15 protein-coding genes and 1 tRNA gene are annotated in these 18,303 nt (G+C 35.3%); 15 read left to right on the forward strand and 1 reads right to left on the reverse strand.

Annotated features, from left to right (window positions below):
- The first annotated feature begins 123 nt into the window (after positions 1–123).
- From FD688_RS00805 to ppk1, 3 genes are all read left to right on the forward strand, one after another.
- Positions 124–196, forward strand: a tRNA-Thr gene (locus FD688_RS00805).
- A gap of 216 nt (positions 197–412) precedes the next feature.
- Positions 413–1,804 carry a DUF2252 domain-containing protein gene (locus tag FD688_RS00810; RefSeq protein WP_138741403.1) on the forward strand — a complete coding sequence of 464 codons (1,392 nt, stop codon included), beginning with the start codon at positions 413–415 and terminating at the stop codon, positions 1,802–1,804.
- Positions 1,788–3,947 (forward strand): polyphosphate kinase 1, encoded by a 2,160-nt coding sequence (gene ppk1 / locus FD688_RS00815; RefSeq protein ID WP_138741404.1) that lies wholly within the window; start codon positions 1,788–1,790, stop codon positions 3,945–3,947. The genes FD688_RS00810 and ppk1 overlap by 17 nt, the downstream gene beginning before the upstream one ends.
- Before the next feature lie 62 nt (positions 3,948–4,009).
- Here ppk1 and helD read toward each other — a convergent pair whose 3' ends face one another.
- A complete protein-coding gene (gene helD / locus FD688_RS00820; RefSeq protein WP_138741405.1) occupies positions 4,010–6,316 on the reverse strand; it encodes an RNA polymerase recycling motor HelD in 2,307 nt (768 codons plus the stop codon).
- A 330-nt stretch (positions 6,317–6,646) separates the two neighbouring features.
- On the opposite strand from helD, the gene trpS reads away from it, so the two are divergent.
- The 12 genes from trpS (at position 6,647) to ispE (ending at position 18,279) form a co-directional block, all read left to right on the forward strand.
- A complete protein-coding gene (gene trpS, locus FD688_RS00825) occupies positions 6,647–7,666 on the forward strand; it encodes a tryptophan--tRNA ligase (protein ID WP_138741406.1) in 1,020 nt (339 codons plus the stop codon).
- A gap of 30 nt (positions 7,667–7,696) precedes the next feature.
- Positions 7,697–8,629 carry a Ppx/GppA family phosphatase gene (locus FD688_RS00830; protein WP_034532451.1) on the forward strand — a complete coding sequence of 311 codons (933 nt, stop codon included), beginning with the start codon at positions 7,697–7,699 and terminating at the stop codon, positions 8,627–8,629.
- A 108-nt stretch (positions 8,630–8,737) separates the two neighbouring features.
- Entirely contained in the window at positions 8,738–10,003 is a 1,266-nt protein-coding gene (locus FD688_RS00835) for a hydroxymethylglutaryl-CoA reductase, degradative (protein WP_138741407.1), read from the forward strand.
- Entirely contained in the window at positions 10,003–10,965 is a 963-nt protein-coding gene (locus FD688_RS00840) for a hypothetical protein (protein ID WP_041152447.1), read from the forward strand. Before FD688_RS00835 ends, FD688_RS00840 begins: the two co-directional genes overlap by 1 nt.
- A gap of 13 nt (positions 10,966–10,978) precedes the next feature.
- Complete coding sequence (locus tag FD688_RS00845) at positions 10,979–11,686, forward strand: NAD-dependent protein deacylase (protein ID WP_138741408.1); 708 nt, start codon at positions 10,979–10,981, stop codon at positions 11,684–11,686.
- A gap of 19 nt (positions 11,687–11,705) precedes the next feature.
- On the forward strand, positions 11,706–12,557 hold the full coding sequence (locus FD688_RS00850; RefSeq protein WP_138741409.1) for a DUF72 domain-containing protein: 852 nt from the start codon (positions 11,706–11,708) through the stop codon (positions 12,555–12,557).
- A gap of 74 nt (positions 12,558–12,631) precedes the next feature.
- On the forward strand, positions 12,632–14,668 hold the full coding sequence (gene metG / locus FD688_RS00855; RefSeq protein WP_138741410.1) for a methionine--tRNA ligase: 2,037 nt from the start codon (positions 12,632–12,634) through the stop codon (positions 14,666–14,668).
- A gap of 77 nt (positions 14,669–14,745) precedes the next feature.
- Complete coding sequence (locus FD688_RS00860) at positions 14,746–15,513, forward strand: TatD family hydrolase (protein WP_138741411.1); 768 nt, start codon at positions 14,746–14,748, stop codon at positions 15,511–15,513.
- Positions 15,513–16,064: a ribonuclease M5 gene (rnmV, locus tag FD688_RS00865; protein ID WP_138741412.1), complete on the forward strand. Its 552-nt coding sequence runs from the start codon at positions 15,513–15,515 to the stop codon at positions 16,062–16,064. The genes FD688_RS00860 and rnmV overlap by 1 nt, the downstream gene beginning before the upstream one ends.
- 3 nt (positions 16,065–16,067) lie before the next feature.
- The gene (gene rsmA / locus FD688_RS00870) at positions 16,068–16,955 is read left to right on the forward strand and encodes a 16S rRNA (adenine(1518)-N(6)/adenine(1519)-N(6))-dimethyltransferase RsmA (RefSeq protein ID WP_138741413.1); all 888 of its coding nucleotides are present in this window, start codon (positions 16,068–16,070) and stop codon (positions 16,953–16,955) included.
- A gap of 90 nt (positions 16,956–17,045) precedes the next feature.
- Positions 17,046–17,297: a Veg family protein gene (locus tag FD688_RS00875; RefSeq protein ID WP_034532463.1), complete on the forward strand. Its 252-nt coding sequence runs from the start codon at positions 17,046–17,048 to the stop codon at positions 17,295–17,297.
- Between the two features lie 133 nt (positions 17,298–17,430).
- Positions 17,431–18,279, forward strand: coding sequence for a 4-(cytidine 5'-diphospho)-2-C-methyl-D-erythritol kinase (gene ispE / locus FD688_RS00880; RefSeq protein WP_138741414.1), 849 nt, complete (start codon positions 17,431–17,433; stop codon positions 18,277–18,279).
- The last annotated feature ends 24 nt before the right edge of the window (positions 18,280–18,303 follow it).

Raw genomic sequence — 18,303 nt, forward strand, 5'->3', positions numbered from 1 at the left:
CGAACACAGAAGTTAAGCTTCTAAACGCCGATAGTAGTTGAGGGATCGCCCTCTGCAAGGGTAGGAAGTTGCCGCGCTAATAAAAAAGCCTTCGATGTAAATCGAAGGCTTTTTGTTAATATTGCCGTTTTAGCTCAGGAGGTAGAGCGTTTCCATGGTAAGGAAGAGGTCCCGGGTTCAAATCCCGGAAACGGCTTAAACTTAAAGAATATATAACATTCATTAATATATATAGAATAAAGAGTTTAATTAAATATAAATAAAATAATCAAAAAAAGCAGTGGATTACTAGTAATTCACTGCTTTTTTGTTTTGAACAATCTAAATCTTTAGACTTCAAAGCCAATTAGCAAGAAATTGAATGTCTTAATTGCTTTTGATATAACTGGTAATTGAAAAGGAGGGATAATTTATGAATAAGAAAATATTACCTTATAATTTTGATTTTACAGATATATTGATGAAGACACCCGCTGAATTAATTGTTGAAGGTAGTAGATTAGCAATTGATACTAAATACGATGATATAGCAAGTTATAAAGTTACTCATCGTGATGTTTCAAAAATTATGAAACCTAAAAATGATTTGCTGTATAAAGATCTGCTCGCAACCAAAAGAAAGCGAATGTCAAAATCACCATTTGCATTCTTTCGAGGATCAGTTGATGTGATGAATTATGATTTAAATCACTATAATAATTCAGGCATCAAAACTTTAATTGGTGGAGACGCTCATCTTGGTAATTTTGGTTACTATGGTTCATCAGAAGGACAGTTATTGTTTGACATGAATGATTTTGATGAGTCTCACATTGATTATTGGGAATATGACGTAAAGCGACTGTTGGTTAGTGCATTGCTGGTAGCAAAACAACAGGGCTTTCATTTAAAAAAGGATGTAGAACCTTTTCTAAAAAAATCTGTTAAAACTTATTTGAAAACGTTGAGATATATGGGTAATTTGCCATCAATGGAACGATTCATAAAGCCCAATACTTTGGAAAACATTTCGAGTAGTTTTTCTAAAATTCATGAATCCAAAATTACCTTTGATAAATCATTTAAAAAAATTGTCAGTAAATCTATCAATAAGGCTATTAATAATAATTCAGATTATGCAGTTAAAAAATATACGACCACCCTAAAAGGTCAAAAACAATTTATAGAAGATGCGCCTGTTACGGTGCATGTCGGAAATGAAGATTATAAGAAGTTGGTAAAAGGTTATGAAAATTATTTACATCACTCAAGAAGTGATATTAAACAATTTTTGCTTCAATTCCATATTGTTGATATTGTTCGACATACCGTTGGGGTTGGGAGCGTCGGAACACTTTGTTATTTAATTTTACTAGAAAATTCATCCGGAGATGATCTTGTTTTACAAATAAAACAGGGATTGCCAATTTATCAAGATGATAAAATCTACATCGACAATAAACATTCAACCGGAGAAGATATTATGAATTGTCAATTGATTTTGCAAAGTGCATCAGACCCATTTCTAGGTTATTTTAATACTGAAAAAAATAGTTTTTATGTAAGACAGTTTAGAGACATGAAGGGTTCGGTTAATCTTAATAAATTAGATTTTCCAGCATTCTGTGACTATGTAAATGTATGTATCAGTCTATTAGCTAGAGCACATAGCCAGTCACCAACTTTTTATAAAATTATTGGATATTTAGAAAGCAAAGATTGGATATCAGAAGCCTTAGTAAAGTACTCGAAACGTTATGTTGAACAAGTTGAATTAGATTTTAAGTCCTTTACTGGAGGCGGAAAACATGGGAATAAAATCTAAATACAAAGGTGAGTTATACAATCGAGATTTAAGCTGGTTACTTTTTAATAAAAGGGTAATCGAATTAGCAAATAATTATCATGTTCCGTATTTAAACAAACTAAATTTTTTATCTATCGCATCTAGCAATTTAGATGAATTTTATAGTGTTAGGGTTCCTAGTCTACAAAGTCAAGAAGCCTTGACTAACAACGGACGTGATCCAAAAACGATGTTAAAGTATTCAGAATTATTAAAAAAAATTCACGAGTCAAATGATAATAATTTCAAATTACAATCGAAATATTTCAATCAACTAATTACCCAATTATCAGATTATGGTATTGGTAAATTCGTAAAATATGTTGATTTATGTGATCGAATGAAGCAAAAAGCTAACCAAAAATTCGATGAAAAAATTCTTCCTTTTCTGACTAGTACCACATTTAATTCTGAATATAATTTAGATTTTTTGAAAAATAAATGGATGGCAATTGCGACATTGGTTAAAACAAAAGCAGACACGTCAATTCGTATTATGCCAATACCACCATATATTAGAAGAACTGTAAGTTTGAAAGCAAACGGAAAAAAACAATACTTGATGATGGAAGATCTTATCATCAATAACCTGGAAAATTTATATGACGATGGTGAAATTGAGGATGTTATCATATTTCGATTAAGTCGAGATTTAGATGCATCAATTGACCTAGAGAAAAATAATGGTAGTAAAAAAACTATCCAAAACTTACGTCATTATCTAGCGAACCGAGAAAAGGGTAAAGTAACAATGTTAGAAATACAGAATTTACCCGATACTAACGAAAAATTCATTAATTATTTTATTAAAAAGTTTAAAATCAAACCAAATGATGTTTTTAAAATCGATGCTCCATTAGATTTGACATTTATGTTTCCGTTGATTAAATCTTGGAGTAAAAAACATCCAGAACTATCATATCCTGACTTTTCAGGAACAAAGTGGCATGGAAACAAATCTATGCAAGATTATCTTAAAAGCCATAATCTACTCTTACAATATCCTTATGATTCATTCGATCAATTTCTTCAGTTTTTAAAAGAAGCGGTAGATAATCCTAAAACTATAGCAATCAAACAAACAATTTATCGAGTCGCGGATAATTCCAAAGTCATAGAGCTATTAAAAGAAGCTTCTAAGAAGGGAATTAAAGTGACAGTGGTAGTTGAACTGAGAGCTAGGTTTGATGAGACTAATAACCTCAAAGTAACTGACGAATTGGAAGATGCAGGATGCGAAATTATATTTGGAAAAAAATATATGAAGGTCCACAGCAAAACATGCTTGGTCATAATGAATGATAAGAGTAGTGTTAAAGGATACGTACAGATTGGAACTGGAAATTATAACGAACAAACAGCAAAGGGATTTGTTGATTTAAGTTTATATTCCAGTTCGGATGAATATGTTAACTGTCTAATATCCTTCTTTGATTATTTGTCTCATAATGGTGATTGTTCACGTTCGCCAAAATATAATTCTATTGTTTCGTCGCCAAATCGAATCGAAGATATGGTTATTCAAAATATAAATCGAGTTAAGGAATATTACCAAAAATATGGTAAGGGAAAAGTTTTTCTTAAAGTAAATTCTTTGACAGATGTTGATGTCATTGCAGCCATTTATGATGCTGCTACGGTGGGGGTCCCTTTTAGACTGGTAGTAAGAGGATCTTGTTGTTTGAAATTAGGAATATGTGGAGATAAAGAAAATATCGTCGTTTCAAGTGTTGTCGGTCAATTCCTAGAGCATAGCAGAATATATGCGTTTTATACAGATCAGCCGTCATTATGGATTTCCTCAGCTGATTTAATGACAAGAAACATGGTTAATCGCGTTGAATTAGCAGCTAAGATTTTGGATAAATATAATATTAATAAAATTCAAAAAATTATTGATATTTATTCTGAAGATGATGTCGATGGTTTCTTCTTGGACAAGGAAGGAAACTATTTCAAGTTTGAAAATTCTAAAAATCATTCTGCACAACAGACATTTATCCAGGAATCTATAAAATTATCCAAACAATTAGAAAGTCAAAGATCACTTTATAAATGGATTACTGAAAAAATAAGTAAATTAAAGAATCACTTAGTTTCAGGAAAAAATGAGACGTTATAACATCTCTAGGGTGTGATTCCCCATATAAAAAGACCAATCTTTTATGATTGGTCTTTTTTCAATTATTTAATTTTTCTATCAATTTTAACATCATTAATTGGCAAGTTAGCGTTTGCAATAATTGGTGAAACAGGGCCATTACTAATTAATGTCAGATGATGCATAGCTCTAGTAGCAATTGTATATAGTGTTCCAACATAGTCATCGTTTGGATAATTATCTTTAGAAACATTCCATGCAATGACAGAATCAAATTCTAATCCCTTAGCTAGATAAATTGGCATGATTACGACGCCCTTTGGAAGAGATCTATCTGTATCAGCTAAGAGCGTAGGATTAAGTTGATTGTAGGTATGTTGGTGAAGTTGTTTTGCTTCAGTAATGTTTTTAGTAACAATTGCAACTGTACCTTCATCTTTTGATTCTTGTTTTGCGCATTCAATTAAGGCATCAATACATTCCTGTTCGTTATGACGAATGAAAATCTCCGGGGATTTGCCTGGACGGTTGAAGGCTTCGATTTCATCACCATTTGGTAATAATGACTTAGCAAAGTTAGTGATAGGATATGTTGAACGATATGATCGATTTAGAGTAATTAATCTTGATTTTTTAGTAGCAAAAGCTTCGTTTAATTTATTTAATAGCATTTGGGGTGCTTCAACAGCTTTAAATAATGCCTGCTCGCTATCACCAATTAAGTTAATTCTGGTTTGTGGAAAGGCGTGCTTAATGTAAATTAATTGAGCAATTGAGTAGTCTTGCATTTCATCGACGAATAGATATTGCATTACTTGATTTTGACCGCCCCCAATCATTAAATCACGCATGTATAAAAGTGGGGCAGCGTCGTCCAGACGAACTTGATGTAATTCGATTGAATCAGCAAAGCCATCGATATCATCATTCCATGCATTAACATTTACATCCTTAGGTAATACGACTTGTTGCATGAAGCGTTGATATTGAAGATATGGATCAAAGAATGAACCGTTATACAAAGCATCGTATACTTTTCTGAAATGCTCAGTCACAATCTGTTTGGCAATGAAATATCTTTCATCATCTTCATCTTGGAAACTGCCAAGTTGATGACCTTCCATGAAGTCATGGTATTGTTCAGAATTAAGTTGATCGATTGCATCATCAACCCATGGTTTATATACTTCAACCTCAATTCTTTTCTTCAAGATTTCAATTAAGCGGTTTTTAGTCTTTAAGAACTTATCGGATGGTTTCATTTGTTTAGGTTGCGAAGCATAGATATCCTTAATCACATCGGCATCAAAGAATACCTTGCCATCAATTAGTATACTTTGAAAAGCAATGTCATCATTAAAAACGGTATTGATGTAGTTTTCGATTGAAGTCATATATTGATGACTTCGTTTGAATGATTGAATTGCTTTTTCATCATCTGTGTATGCTTGTTCAGTTTCATACTGTTCGAATAAACTTTGCACCTTCACACCTTCAAGGCGGTGATCAATGAATTCTTGCAATGTCACTTGTCTCATATTACGTTCACCTAAACTAGGTAAAACATCAGAAATATAATGTGAGAATAAACGGTTAGGTGAGAATAAAATGATTTGATCAGCCTGAAGTGAGCTTCTACTGTGATATAAGAGGAATGCAATCCGTTGTAAAATTGCAGAGGTTTTACCGGAACCAGCAACGCCTTGAACAACTAGTAGGTCGCTATAGGTATCTCTTATGATATCGTTTTGTTCTTTTTGAATTGTTGAAACGATATTTTGCATCACTTCATCATGTTGTTGACCTAATACGGATTGGAGCATTTCATCTCCAACGGTTTCATTGGTATCAAACATGTTATTAATTTCACCATGACTAATTTGAAACTGACGTTTTTTTTCTAGGTCGGTGCTTTGTTTACCAGCAGGAGTTTGATACGAAACTTTTCCCAGAGTTCCATTGTAGTAAATACTAGAGATTGGGGCACGCCAATCATAAACTAAGAAATTTTCGTTATCGTCAACAAATGAAGCGGTTCCGATATATAAGCTTTCGGAATTATCATCACCATCATCTTTGATATCAATTCGTCCAAAGTATGGAGAATCTGCTAATTTCTTGTATGTTTCAAGCTGATTTTTAATGATGGCTTCGCTTTGGACTACCTTATTAACTAGTCCTCTTTGTTGTTGGAGGTCAGCAGAAGTTTCAATTCTATCATCGACTTCGACATAGTTAACTGAAGTATTGTTACCGTAGTTTTGTTGAACACGTTTGGTTTCATTGTGAGCTTTTTGGTATTCAGCTTCCGTCTTATCGATTCTTTTGTGTAATTTGGCGACAACTTTATCGACACGATTTTGTTCATTTGTAAGATCGTTATTAGCCATTTTTACCTCCTAATTTATTGTTAAATCCGTTCATTTATGCTCAATAATTCTAATTAGATTTAACCGTCATGTCAATTAATATCCTTTTTGACATGTTAATTTAAATCCAGTAAAATATAATTAATATTAAAGCAAGTAGCGATGTCATTTACAGAGAGATTATGTATTACTGAAAGTAGTCACGACTAGCGAAATGGATGAATTTACGGGATTGCACCCTTATCGCAGAGTGGCAAATGATTATACATTTGCAAGTTAGGTGGTACCGCGCTCAAGCGTCCTATTGTTTTTTTAACAATGGGACGCTTTTTTTGGAAAGGAAGTAACAAAATGGCAGATAAAAAAGTAATTCTAACTGGTGATCGACCAACTGGTAAACTACATATCGGACACTACGTTGGATCATTAAAAAACAGAGTTGAGCTACAAAACTCTGGTGAATACGACACCAATATCATGATTGCAGATATGCAGGCATTAACTGATAATGCTCGTGATCCAGAAAAAATCAGAAATTCACTATTACAAGTAGCTTTGGATTACTTAGCTGTCGGAATTGACCCTGAAAAATCAACCATCTTGGTTCAATCACAAATTCCTGCACTAAACGAATTAACAATGCACTACTTAAACTTAGTCTCAGTGAACCGTTTGAAGAGAAACCCAACTGTTAAGACCGAAATTCAACAAAAGAAGTTTGGTGAAAGTGTTCCTGCTGGATTCTTCATTTATCCAGTTAGCCAGGCAGCTGATATTACTGCATTTAAGGCCGACACAGTTCCAGTTGGTGAAGACCAAGAACCAATGTTAGAACAGACTAGAGAAATAGTTAGAAGTATTAATGGTATATATGGTAAGGATGTGTTAGTTGAACCAGAAGGATACTTCCCACCAAAGGGAATGGGTAGAATTCCAGGTTTAGATGGAAACGCTAAGATGAGTAAATCATTGAACAACGCCATCTACCTAGCAGACGATGCTGACACCATTCAAAAGAAAGTAATGTCAATGTACACTGATCCTAACCACATTCACGTGGAAGATCCTGGTCAAGTTGAAGGAAACACTGTATTTACTTACCTAGATATTTTTGCTGATGACAAGCAAAAAGTTGCTGACTTGAAGGAACAATACAGACACGGTGGATTAGGGGATGTTAAAATCAAACGTTACTTAAACGAAGTGTTACAAGCTGAATTGGCACCAATTAGAGAACGTCGTGAACAATTTGAAAAAGATCCACAAGCTGTTTATGACATTCTAAAGGCAGGTAGTGAAAAAGCGAATAAGGTAGCCAACCAAACCCTAGATGAAGTAAGGGATGCTATTGGTATTAATTACTTTAAATAAAAAATATTTTAGGAGTTTAGGGTGAATCGGATGGAGAACTTAGTAATTGTTGACATCGGTTCGAATTCTGCTCGAATGTCCATTTATAGGATTGAAAATGACGGTTATTGTGTTGAGTTAAAACGTAGCAAGAGTGATAGTCGTCTATCCGAAGGAATGGGGAAAGAAAAGATTTTACAACCGGTTGCAATTAATCGGACAATTAATGCTTTAAAGTCTTTCAAAAGAATTTATAGCTCAATGAATAATGCCACTGTGATTACCATTGCAACTGCTGCGGTTCGACAAGCTGAAAACCAAAAGGCTTTTATTCGCAAGGTAAGAAAGAAAGTTGGCTTAGACGTTAGAGTCCTATCAGGTCGTGAAGAAGCTTATTATGATTATTTAGGAGTCGTTAATAAGATTAAGATGAACGACTATATGGTGATGGATATTGGTGGTGCCAGTATCGAATTAGTCCGAGTTCAAGGAAAAAAGCGTCGAGACTTAATTAGTTTACCAATTGGTGCCGTTAATATTTCAGAACGTTTTAAATTGAATAACTCAGTTCATGCAGCTGATTTATTTAATGCGCAACGTTTCTTAAAGGAAAACATACATCGTGTTCCTTGGCTAAAAAAAGCAGATCACTATCAATTAGTTGTTTTGGGAGGAGCTGCCAGAAGTTTAGCGAGAATTAATCGCAGTCACCAACACTTCAAGAACTCTGATAACCTAAATGGCTATCACCTAAATCAACGCCAAGTGATGGGAACGTATGAATTACTTTTACGTAAGAACTTACACAATCGAAAAGAAATTCACGGATTAGAAAACGAGCGAGCTGATATTATACTAGGTGGTCTATTACCTCTTATTACTGTCATCGATGAAATTGATTCAAGAAGAATCGTATTTTCTGAAGGTGGAGTAAGAGAAGGACTTATTGCTGAATATATAAAGAAGCACTATCGAAACTATTAAAAAGGTTTTTAATCCAGTTACGGGTTAAAAACCTTTTTAAATGCTTGAAAATTAAATAATGTTATTATAAAAATATCAGGAGTAATACCGCATTCGGGAGGACTGACAATGGGAACTTTCAAACATTTCTACCATCGTAATTACGATGACAGAATGAAACTAATTAGTGAATTTGCTGGATTAGACATGAATGAGAAACATGAAATAACTAGCGATTATCACCAATCAAGTGATAATTTAGTTGAAAATTATGTAACTGATTACTCCATTCCAGAAGGAGTTGCTGTTAATTTTATGATTAATGGTGTTGAAAAAATTGTTCCAATGGTAACAGAAGAACCATCCGTGATTGCAGCGGCCAGTAATGGTGCTCGCTTGTTTTCCAAAGGAGCGGGGATTACTGCTGAAGTATTAGGCCGTAACCTAATGGGGCAAATCGTTGTTAAAACTAACGATATTAATCTATTGATTGGAATTATCAATACACATCAGGGACATATTATTGATATCGCCAACCAATCACATCCATCAATTCTAGAATACGGTGGTGGTGCTAAAAAGGTCCGAGTTAGAAAACTAGACAATGATTACGCATCCGTTGATTTGTTCGTTAACGTTGGTGAAGCTATGGGTGCAAATATCATTAACTCAATGTTAGAGGCTACGTCCCAGTTTATCGAAGAACGAACTAATTGCGATGTTCTAATGAGCATTTTATCTAACTACGGAGAAGATAACTTGGTGAAAGTATCTGGTTCCATTCCATTTAGCCAACTGGGTAATCCTGATAATAACGGTAGTGATGTTGCGCAAAGAATTGTTGAAGCATCACACATTGCTCAAATCGATCCATATCGTGCTGCTACCCATAATAAGGGCATCATGAATGGAATTGATGCGGTGGTAATGGCAATGGGCAATGATTGGAGAGCTGTTGAGGCTGGCATTCATTCATATGCCAGCAAGGATGGCCAATACAAAGGACTATCTAACTGGACAATTGATGGTGATAATTTAGTTGGTGAGATGACAATTCCTTTGTCTTTAGCTTTCATCGGTGGTGCTGTTAAGGTATTATCAAAGGTTAAAATTAACCAACATCTATCACAAGTGACTTCAAAAGAAGAGTTAAGCCAAGTGGTTGCCTCAGTTGGTTTGGCCCAAAATTTAGCAGCTCTAAGGGCATTGGTTACTGATGGAATTCAAAAGGGACACATGAACCTACAATTGAATTCATTGGTAATGAGTGCCGGAGCTAAAGATAAAGAAATCAACCAAGTAGTTTCAAAAATGAGGGCTAATCATTTAAATGACTTAAAGTCAGCCCAAAAAATCTTAAACCAAATTAGAAATAACAATGAAGGTGAATTTTAATGGAAATCGAATTAAATCAAGACACACAAAGTTTAATTAACGTTGTAAATAAATTTTTCCCAGGTAAAATTGAAGTTCAATTTATCGGACAACTTCAATCTGGATATGTTAGACATGATCAAGCACAAGTAGTGCAAGATGGTAAGAACCTATTTGTTCAAATCTCAGACATGTCAGCTCCTAACTACACTGCTTCACACGAACTAATTCACTTGTTGATGACACTACGTGGTTTCCCACAAGTATTCTTCTCACTATCAACTGGTCAAGACGAATTGGACGAACAACTAGAAGTGATGGGTACAGAACTATTTGATATTGTTGCTCACTTTGTGGTTGTTTCAGAACAAAGAAAACACGGCTTAATCAACGAAGACATCGAAAAGATGTACCTAAAGGGTATTCAAAACACAATTGAACCTGAACCAGAAGAATTAGATAACGCAATGGAATTACGTTTATTGACTTTAATCGACGCTCACGTATTCTACGGTGACAAGTTCGATTCATTTGCTCGTCCAACTCTGGAAAAAGACTACCCAGTTGCCCTAAAGGCTGCTGATGAAATCTACAAGATTATTACTGAAAAACCAACAGATTCACCATTTGGTTTCAGAAGAAATGTTGTTAAGTTATTCAAGGCCTTTGACGAACAATTAAAGAAGTGGGGATTACCTGCATTGCATAACTCAGAATTTGCAACTATCTCCAGTGTTGTTTCAGAAAGACAACTAAACTTAAACGTAAAACAACAATTTGAAATCTTTCATTCAGAATTACATGATAAGGAAACTGGTCGTCGTGCATACGTTGGTTTCAACAAGTCAGATGATCAAAACTCATTCGTTATTCCTGCGCCAACTGGTATGGATGACAGTCCAGAATACTTCAAGAAGTTATACGCTATGACTGTTCAAGAATTATTTAAAGAATTAAAAATGCCATACATCATTAGAAAATAAGGCAGGAGGCAATCTGATGGATAAGGAAATTCAATCATTATTTGATAATGCAAAAAACATTGTATTTTTGACAGGAGCCGGTGTATCAACAGCTTCCAACATTCCAGACTATCGTTCTAAGAATGGGTTATACGCAACTGATACAACTGGAAAACCAGCTGAATATTATTTAAGTCATGCATGTTTAGCTAATGAACCAGATGTGTTCTACACATTTGTGAAGGAAAATATGTACTATCCAGATGCCAAACCCAATGTAATTCACAAAAAACAAGCTGAACTTACTAGAAAAGGTAGGGCCAGTGTAATCACTCAAAATGTTGATGGATTATATGGAGCTGCCGACACCAAAAATTTAATTGAATTTCACGGCAATCTATACGACGTATATTGCCAAAAGTGCCGTCAAAGAGTTGACTGGCATGAATATATGCAAAGCGACAAGCACACTGATTGCGGCGGAACACTTCGTCCAGGAATCGTGTTATACGATGAAGGTCTTAATCAAGCAAAGGTTGTTAACAGTGTCCAACTAATGGAAAAGGCGGACTTGGTAGTAATCGTTGGGACTTCAATGCGTGTCTACCCATTTGCCGGTCTATTGGATTATAGAAATCCGGGTGCCAAAGTAATTGCGGTTAACCAGGAAAAGTTAAACTTAGGAATCGATTTTACAATGATTCAAGAGGATGCAACGAAATTCTTTAGTGAATTGAAATAAGAAGGAAGATGATGGTTTAATGATAACTTTAGGAGTAACAACTTGGAGCGAACATCCAGCATTGATTAATGGTGAAGACCGCCCTGTTAAGTTAAACGAGTACGCTGCCCATTTTCCAGTCGTGGAAGTCGATAATCCGTTTTACGGCATTCCACAGGAAAAAACAGTGCGTCAATGGATGCGCCAAGTGCCAGAATCATTCCAGTTTATCTTAAAAGCTAACCAATTAATGACCAAGCATGACATGCGTTCACAGATGGCTGCCGATGACGATCAAAGAAGACAGGCATTTAGTGATTACTTGAAAATGCTAAAACCATTAATGGATACTAACCAATTAAAGACGGTCCTATTTCAGTTTCCACCATATTTCCAACGCAATAACGACAATATTCGCTATCTAATGACCATCCGAGAATTGATGGGAAGAACGGTACCAATTGCAGTTGAGTTTAGAAATCCGACATGGACAGAAAAGTCGATGCAAAACTCAATTAAAAATTATTTAAAACGTTTAGGAATGACATTCGTGATTGCTGATGAGCCACATAATTTAAACGATGGTATTGAGCTATTACCAATGGTTACTACTTCTAAGATGGCGATGTTAAGACTTCACGGCCGAAACGCTCAGGGATGGTTTAACCAAGACAAGAACTGGCGTAGTCAAAGAACGTTGTATAAATATAGCGAAGATGAACTAAAGCAATTCGCCGACATCGTCACTAAGTTAAACAAAGAAGTCGATGAGGTGTGTGTGATCTTTAACAACAACTCAGGTAGGGATGCTGCACCAAACGCGCTACAATTAAAAGAGATGTTGCACGTGTCATTTAACGATTTGGCACCGATGCAATTAGATTTGTTCTAAGAGCAATATTATTGACAATTCAAGTATGATATACTAATAGTTAATATTAATTACTGGTTGAAAGGATGATTTAAATGGCTGATAACAATACTTTTTATGTTACAACGCCTATTTACTACCCATCAGGACGTTTACATATCGGGAACTCATACACAACTATTGCTTGTGATGCGTTAGCTCGTTACAAACGTGCTGAAGGTTTTGATGTGTTTTTCCTAACAGGAACAGATGAACACGGATTAAAAATCGAAGAAAAAGCAGAATCATTAAATACTACTCCACAAGCATATGTGGACAAGATGGCTGCTCAAATTCAAGACTTATGGAAGAAATTGGACATTTCAAACGACAAGTTCATTAGAACTACTGATGCACAACACAGAGAAGTTGTTCAAAAGATTTTCCAACAATTATTAGATCAAGGTGATATTTACCTAGGAGAATACTCCGGTTGGTACTCAGTATCAGACGAAGAATACTTCACTGAATCACAATTAGCCGAAGTATACAAAGACGATAATGGTAATGTTATTGGTGGAAAGGCTCCATCAGGACACGAAGTTGAACTAGTGAACGAAAAATCATACTTCTTCAAGATGAGCAAGTATGCTGATTGGTTGTTACAATACTACAAAGATCATCCTGATTTTATTCAACCAGAATCAAGAATGAACGAAATGATTAATAACTTTATCAAACCAGGTCTAGAAGATTTAGCTGTTTCTAGAACATCATTTAGTTGGGGAATTCCTGTTAAATCAAATCCAGAACACGTAGTTTACGTATGGATTGATGCACTATCAAACTATATTAGTGCATTAGGATACGATACTGATGATGATTCATTATTCCAAAAATTCTGGCCGGCTGACGTCCACATGGTTGGTAAGGAAATTGTTAGATTCCATACCATCTACTGGCCAATTATTTTACATGCTTTAGGATTACCATTACCAAAACATGTTATCGGTCATGGTTGGTTAACCATGAAAGACGGTAAGATGTCTAAATCAAAGGGTAACGTTATTTATCCAGAAGTATTAGCCGAAAGATACGGCTTAGATGCAGTAAGATACTACTTGCTAAAGGCGGTTCCATTCGGTAACGACGGTGTGTTCACACCAGAAGACTTCGTAGATCGTATTAACTATGATTTAGCAAATGATTTAGGTAACTTATTGAACCGTACTGTTTCAATGATTAACAAGTACGAAGATGGTGTGATTCCTGAATTTAAGTCAAACTTCTTAGAACCTGATAAGGAACTAGAAGCACTAAGTAAGGAAGTTATTGCTGAATACAAGACTAAGATGGACGAATCACGATTCTCAGATGCTTTAGCAGCTGTTTGGCAATTAGTTTCTCAAACTAACAAGTACATTGACCAAACCACACCATGGATTTTAGCTAAGAATGAAAACGATGGTGACGCTGAGAAGCTTGCTGATGTAATGGCTCACTTAGCTGCCAGTTTACGAGTAATCGGTCTATTAATCAGCCCAATCATGACTAACGCACCAAAGCAAATCTTCGCTCAGTTAGGTTTAGACAATCAAGAAATTGATTTAATCGACATTTCAATTGAAGGTTTACCAACTGGTGGTAAAGTTGTTGCTAAGGGAACTCCTATTTTCCCACGTTTAGACAAGGAAGAAGAGGTTGACTTTATCAAGAACCAAATGACTAAATCAGATAAGCAAAAGGGTCGTGCAGCCAAAGAAGAAGCCAAGAAACAAGCTCAAGTTGCCCAAGAAGGTGTTGAAAGTGCTGCTGATAAGAAAGAAATCAAGTTCGATACCTTTGAAAAAGTAGAACTAAAAGTTGCCGAAGTGAAGAATGTTGAACGAGTTGAAGGGGCAGACAAGCTATTGAAGTTTACCCTAGATGCAGGTAGAAAAGAAGCTACTCAAATCCTTTCAGGAATTGCTAAGTGGTATCCTAACTTCGAAGAACTAATCGGTAAGAAAGTAATCATAGTTTCCAATTTGAAACCTAGAAAGATGCGTGGCCAATTGAGCCAAGGAATGTTACTATCTGTTGAACATGACGATGGCAACATTGAATTAGTTACAATTGGTAGCCAATTTGAAAATGGTGCCACTTTGGAATAATGGTGAGATAACAAACTAAAAAATAGCCATTAATTCAAAATGAATTGATGGCTATTTTTACGATAGGAGCAAATATAATGCAAATTTTTGATTCACATACGCATTTAAACGATGATGCTTTTAGAGGACAAGTGCAAGAATACATTGAACACGCAAAAAAGCTAGGTGTTACCAAAATGGCAATTGTTGGATCAAACCGTCAAATGAATGAAGAAGCAATTGAACTAGCTAACCAATACGATAACTTGTACGCAATTGTTGGTTTTCATCCAGAAGATGCATTGAACTATAACGACGAGGAAGAAGCTATTCTATACGAACAATTACAAAGTGATAAGGTAGTTGCTCTTGGAGAAATTGGTCTTGATTACAATCAAAGCATCGCACCTAAGAAGGCTCAATTCAATGTGTTCAAACGCCAAATTAAGATTGCTCAAGAACTAGGAATGCCAATATCTGTTCATAATCGTGATGCTTTTGAAGATACTTACGCTATTTTAAAAGAAATGGGTGTAGATAATGGTATCATTCATAGTTTCAATGGTGATGCAGAGTGGCTAAATAAGATTATGGATTTAGGAATGTATGTTTCATACTCTGGTGTCGCGACCTTTAAAAAGACCAAAGAAATTCATGATTCTGTTTCTAAGACCCCAATTGATAGAATGCTTGTGGAAACAGATGCACCTTATTTAGCACCTGAACCACTACGTGGTCATCAAAACGAACCGGGATATACTCTATATACTGTTGAAGCAGTCGCTCGTTTTAGAGATACAACCCCGGATAAGATTGCCGAAGCAACTTATCAAAATGCACTAAGAATTTTTGGATTGGATAAATAATGGAAAAAATTAAAGAAGTAATCGTGGTAGAAGGCCGCGACGATACCAAGAGAATTAAAATGGCGGTGGAATGTGACACCATTGAAACCAGGGGGTCAGCTATTGACGACAAAACTCTTGCGTTGATTAAGAAACTAGACAAGCAACGTGGCGTAATCGTATTCACCGATCCAGATTTTTCTGGTGAACGCATCAGAAAGATTATTGCTCAAGAGGTACCAAATGCTAAACATGCGTTTGTTGACCGTAAAAAGTCTGTACCTACTAAGAGTGATGGCTCACTTGGTGTAGAACATGCCAGTGTTGAGACCATAAGAGAAGCACTAAAAAACGTCTATACGTCAGACACTAATCACGAGAGCGAAATTTCAGTTGCTGATTTAAATGCTGCAAGGGTCATTAATGATTCTGCGGCCAAAATTAGACGAACTCAATTATGTAATGAATTAAAGATTGGATATGTTAATGGTAAACAACTATTGAAACGACTATCCATGTTTGGAATTACTAAAGAACAATTTAAAGAAGCATTAAGTCATATTAAGGAGTAAATAATGTCAAATAATCCAGAAATCGCTAGCCCAGCTAGAACACAAGCTATCTTAAATCGTTTTCATTTATCAGCTAAGAAGAGTTTAGGCCAAAACTTTTTAACCGATTTAAATGTTTTATCTAAGATTGTCAAGGCTGCGCACCTAACAGATACAGATAATGTAATCGAAATTGGACCAGGTATCGGTGGACTAACCGAATTCCTAGCGCGTAGTTCAAAACGTGTCCTAGCGTTTGAAATTGATCAAAATTTATTGCCTGTATTGGATGAAACATTAAGTCCCTATGATAATGTTGAAATCATTAATCAAGACATCCTACAAGCTAATTTACCAGCTATTATTGATGAAAAGTTTAACAATGAACGCCCAATTAAGGTAGTTGCCAATTTACCTTACTACATCACAACTCCAATCATTTTAGATTTATTGAAGGGAAATGCTGAGTTCGACAATATCACTGTTATGATGCAAAAAGAAGTTGCCCAACGTTTAGAAGCTAATCCGGGTAGCAAGGATTACGGTTCATTATCAGTGATTATTCAATACCTAAATGATGTTAAATTAGCATTTGAGGTATCAAGAAAATCATTTATACCGGCTCCAAATGTTGATTCAGCAATCGTTACTTTGGAAAGAAAAGATACTATTGAAAACGAAGTATTTGATGAAAAGGCATTTGCTAGTTTTGTAAGGGGATGCTTTGCTCACCGTCGAAAGACGTTATGGAATAACTTACAAGGTTTATTCGGTAAGGATGCAGAAACAAAAGAAAAGGTTCAATCAGTCCTAGCTGAATTTGACATTCAACCTGGAATTCGTCCAGAAAAATTAACGGTTGATCAATACGTCAATTTAACAAACAAATTTCACGATATAAAATTGGTATAATATTATTTGATTATTAAAAATCACTGTGATATAATTTTGAATTTTAATAATTTTCGTGGTATAATGGGAAATACTAGAGAGGTGAATATTATGCCAACCAGTTTGACTGACATTAAGAGCCACTTGGACACTCGCTTAGGCGAAAAAGTTGTTGTAACTGTTCAAGTAGGAAGAAATAAAACATTAGAACGACATGGGATGTTAGCAGAAACGTTCCCTGCAGTTTTTGTTGTTGAGTTAGAAGAAGATGAAAATCTTAAGAGAGTATCTTATAGCTACACTGATATTCTAACTAAGAACATTGAAATGGATTTTACCGACGAAGTAAGTGAAGAAGCTTAAAACTAAGAGCTAATAATGTTTATTAGCTCTTTTTATTTTGCACTTTTGACAAAATCCGAAAGTTTCACTGACTTTTCATTTTAACTTTAGTATAATGTTATTAAATAATTTAGTTAAATTGGGGGTGTGATACTTGAGAACCGTAGAGAAAGCATGCGCCAAACTTAACCTAGGCTTGGATACACCGTATCGTCATAAAGACGGCAAAATTGAGTGGAATATGATAATGACTTCGGTTGAATTATCTGATTACGTCGAAATTATTACCGAAAAGGGAAACGGGATTTCTGTTCACTGTAATCGTGTGTTTTTACCACAAGATCATCGCAACTTAGCATATCAAGCAGCATTTCTACTTAAAAAGAAATTTGGAATCCAACAAAAAGTGGATATCCATATCAGAAAGAATATTCCTGTTGCTGCTGGAATGGGTGGTGGATCATCTGATGCAGCAGCTGTTATTCGGGGCCTTAATCGTCTCTGGAATCTACATATGACCGATCAAGAAATGGCAACGTTCGGATTGCAACTTGATTCAGATGTTCCCTACTGTGTATATAGCCAAACCGCCATGGTTACTGGTAAAGGTGATAACATTGAGTTAATGCCAAAACTGCCAAAAATGTATTTTGTGGTTGTGAAACCAAAGGTTAGTGTTTCAACACCCGAAATCTTAAACAAGATTGATTACGATAAATTAGAACATGTGAATGTTAACGAATTGGCAGAAGCGGTTGAAACGCAAGACTATGATCAAATCGTTTCTCACATGGGAAATGTGCTGGAACCATTGTCTTCAAAGCATCATAGTGAGATTAAAAAAATTAAAGAAAAATTCGAGAAATACGGTGCTGACAGTGCCCAAATGAGTGGAACTGGACCGACTGTTTTTGGAATTTGTAGGACAGAAAGCCAAGCAAAGCACATTTTTAATAGCATTCGTGGTTTTTGTTCTGAAGTATATATTGTAAGACCTGTCTAAAAAATATCCGTTTAGTTGAAACCC

Source organism: Apilactobacillus kunkeei, assembly GCF_005930975.1.
In the GTDB taxonomy this organism is placed as follows: Bacteria; Bacillota; Bacilli; order Lactobacillales; family Lactobacillaceae; genus Apilactobacillus; species Apilactobacillus kunkeei_E.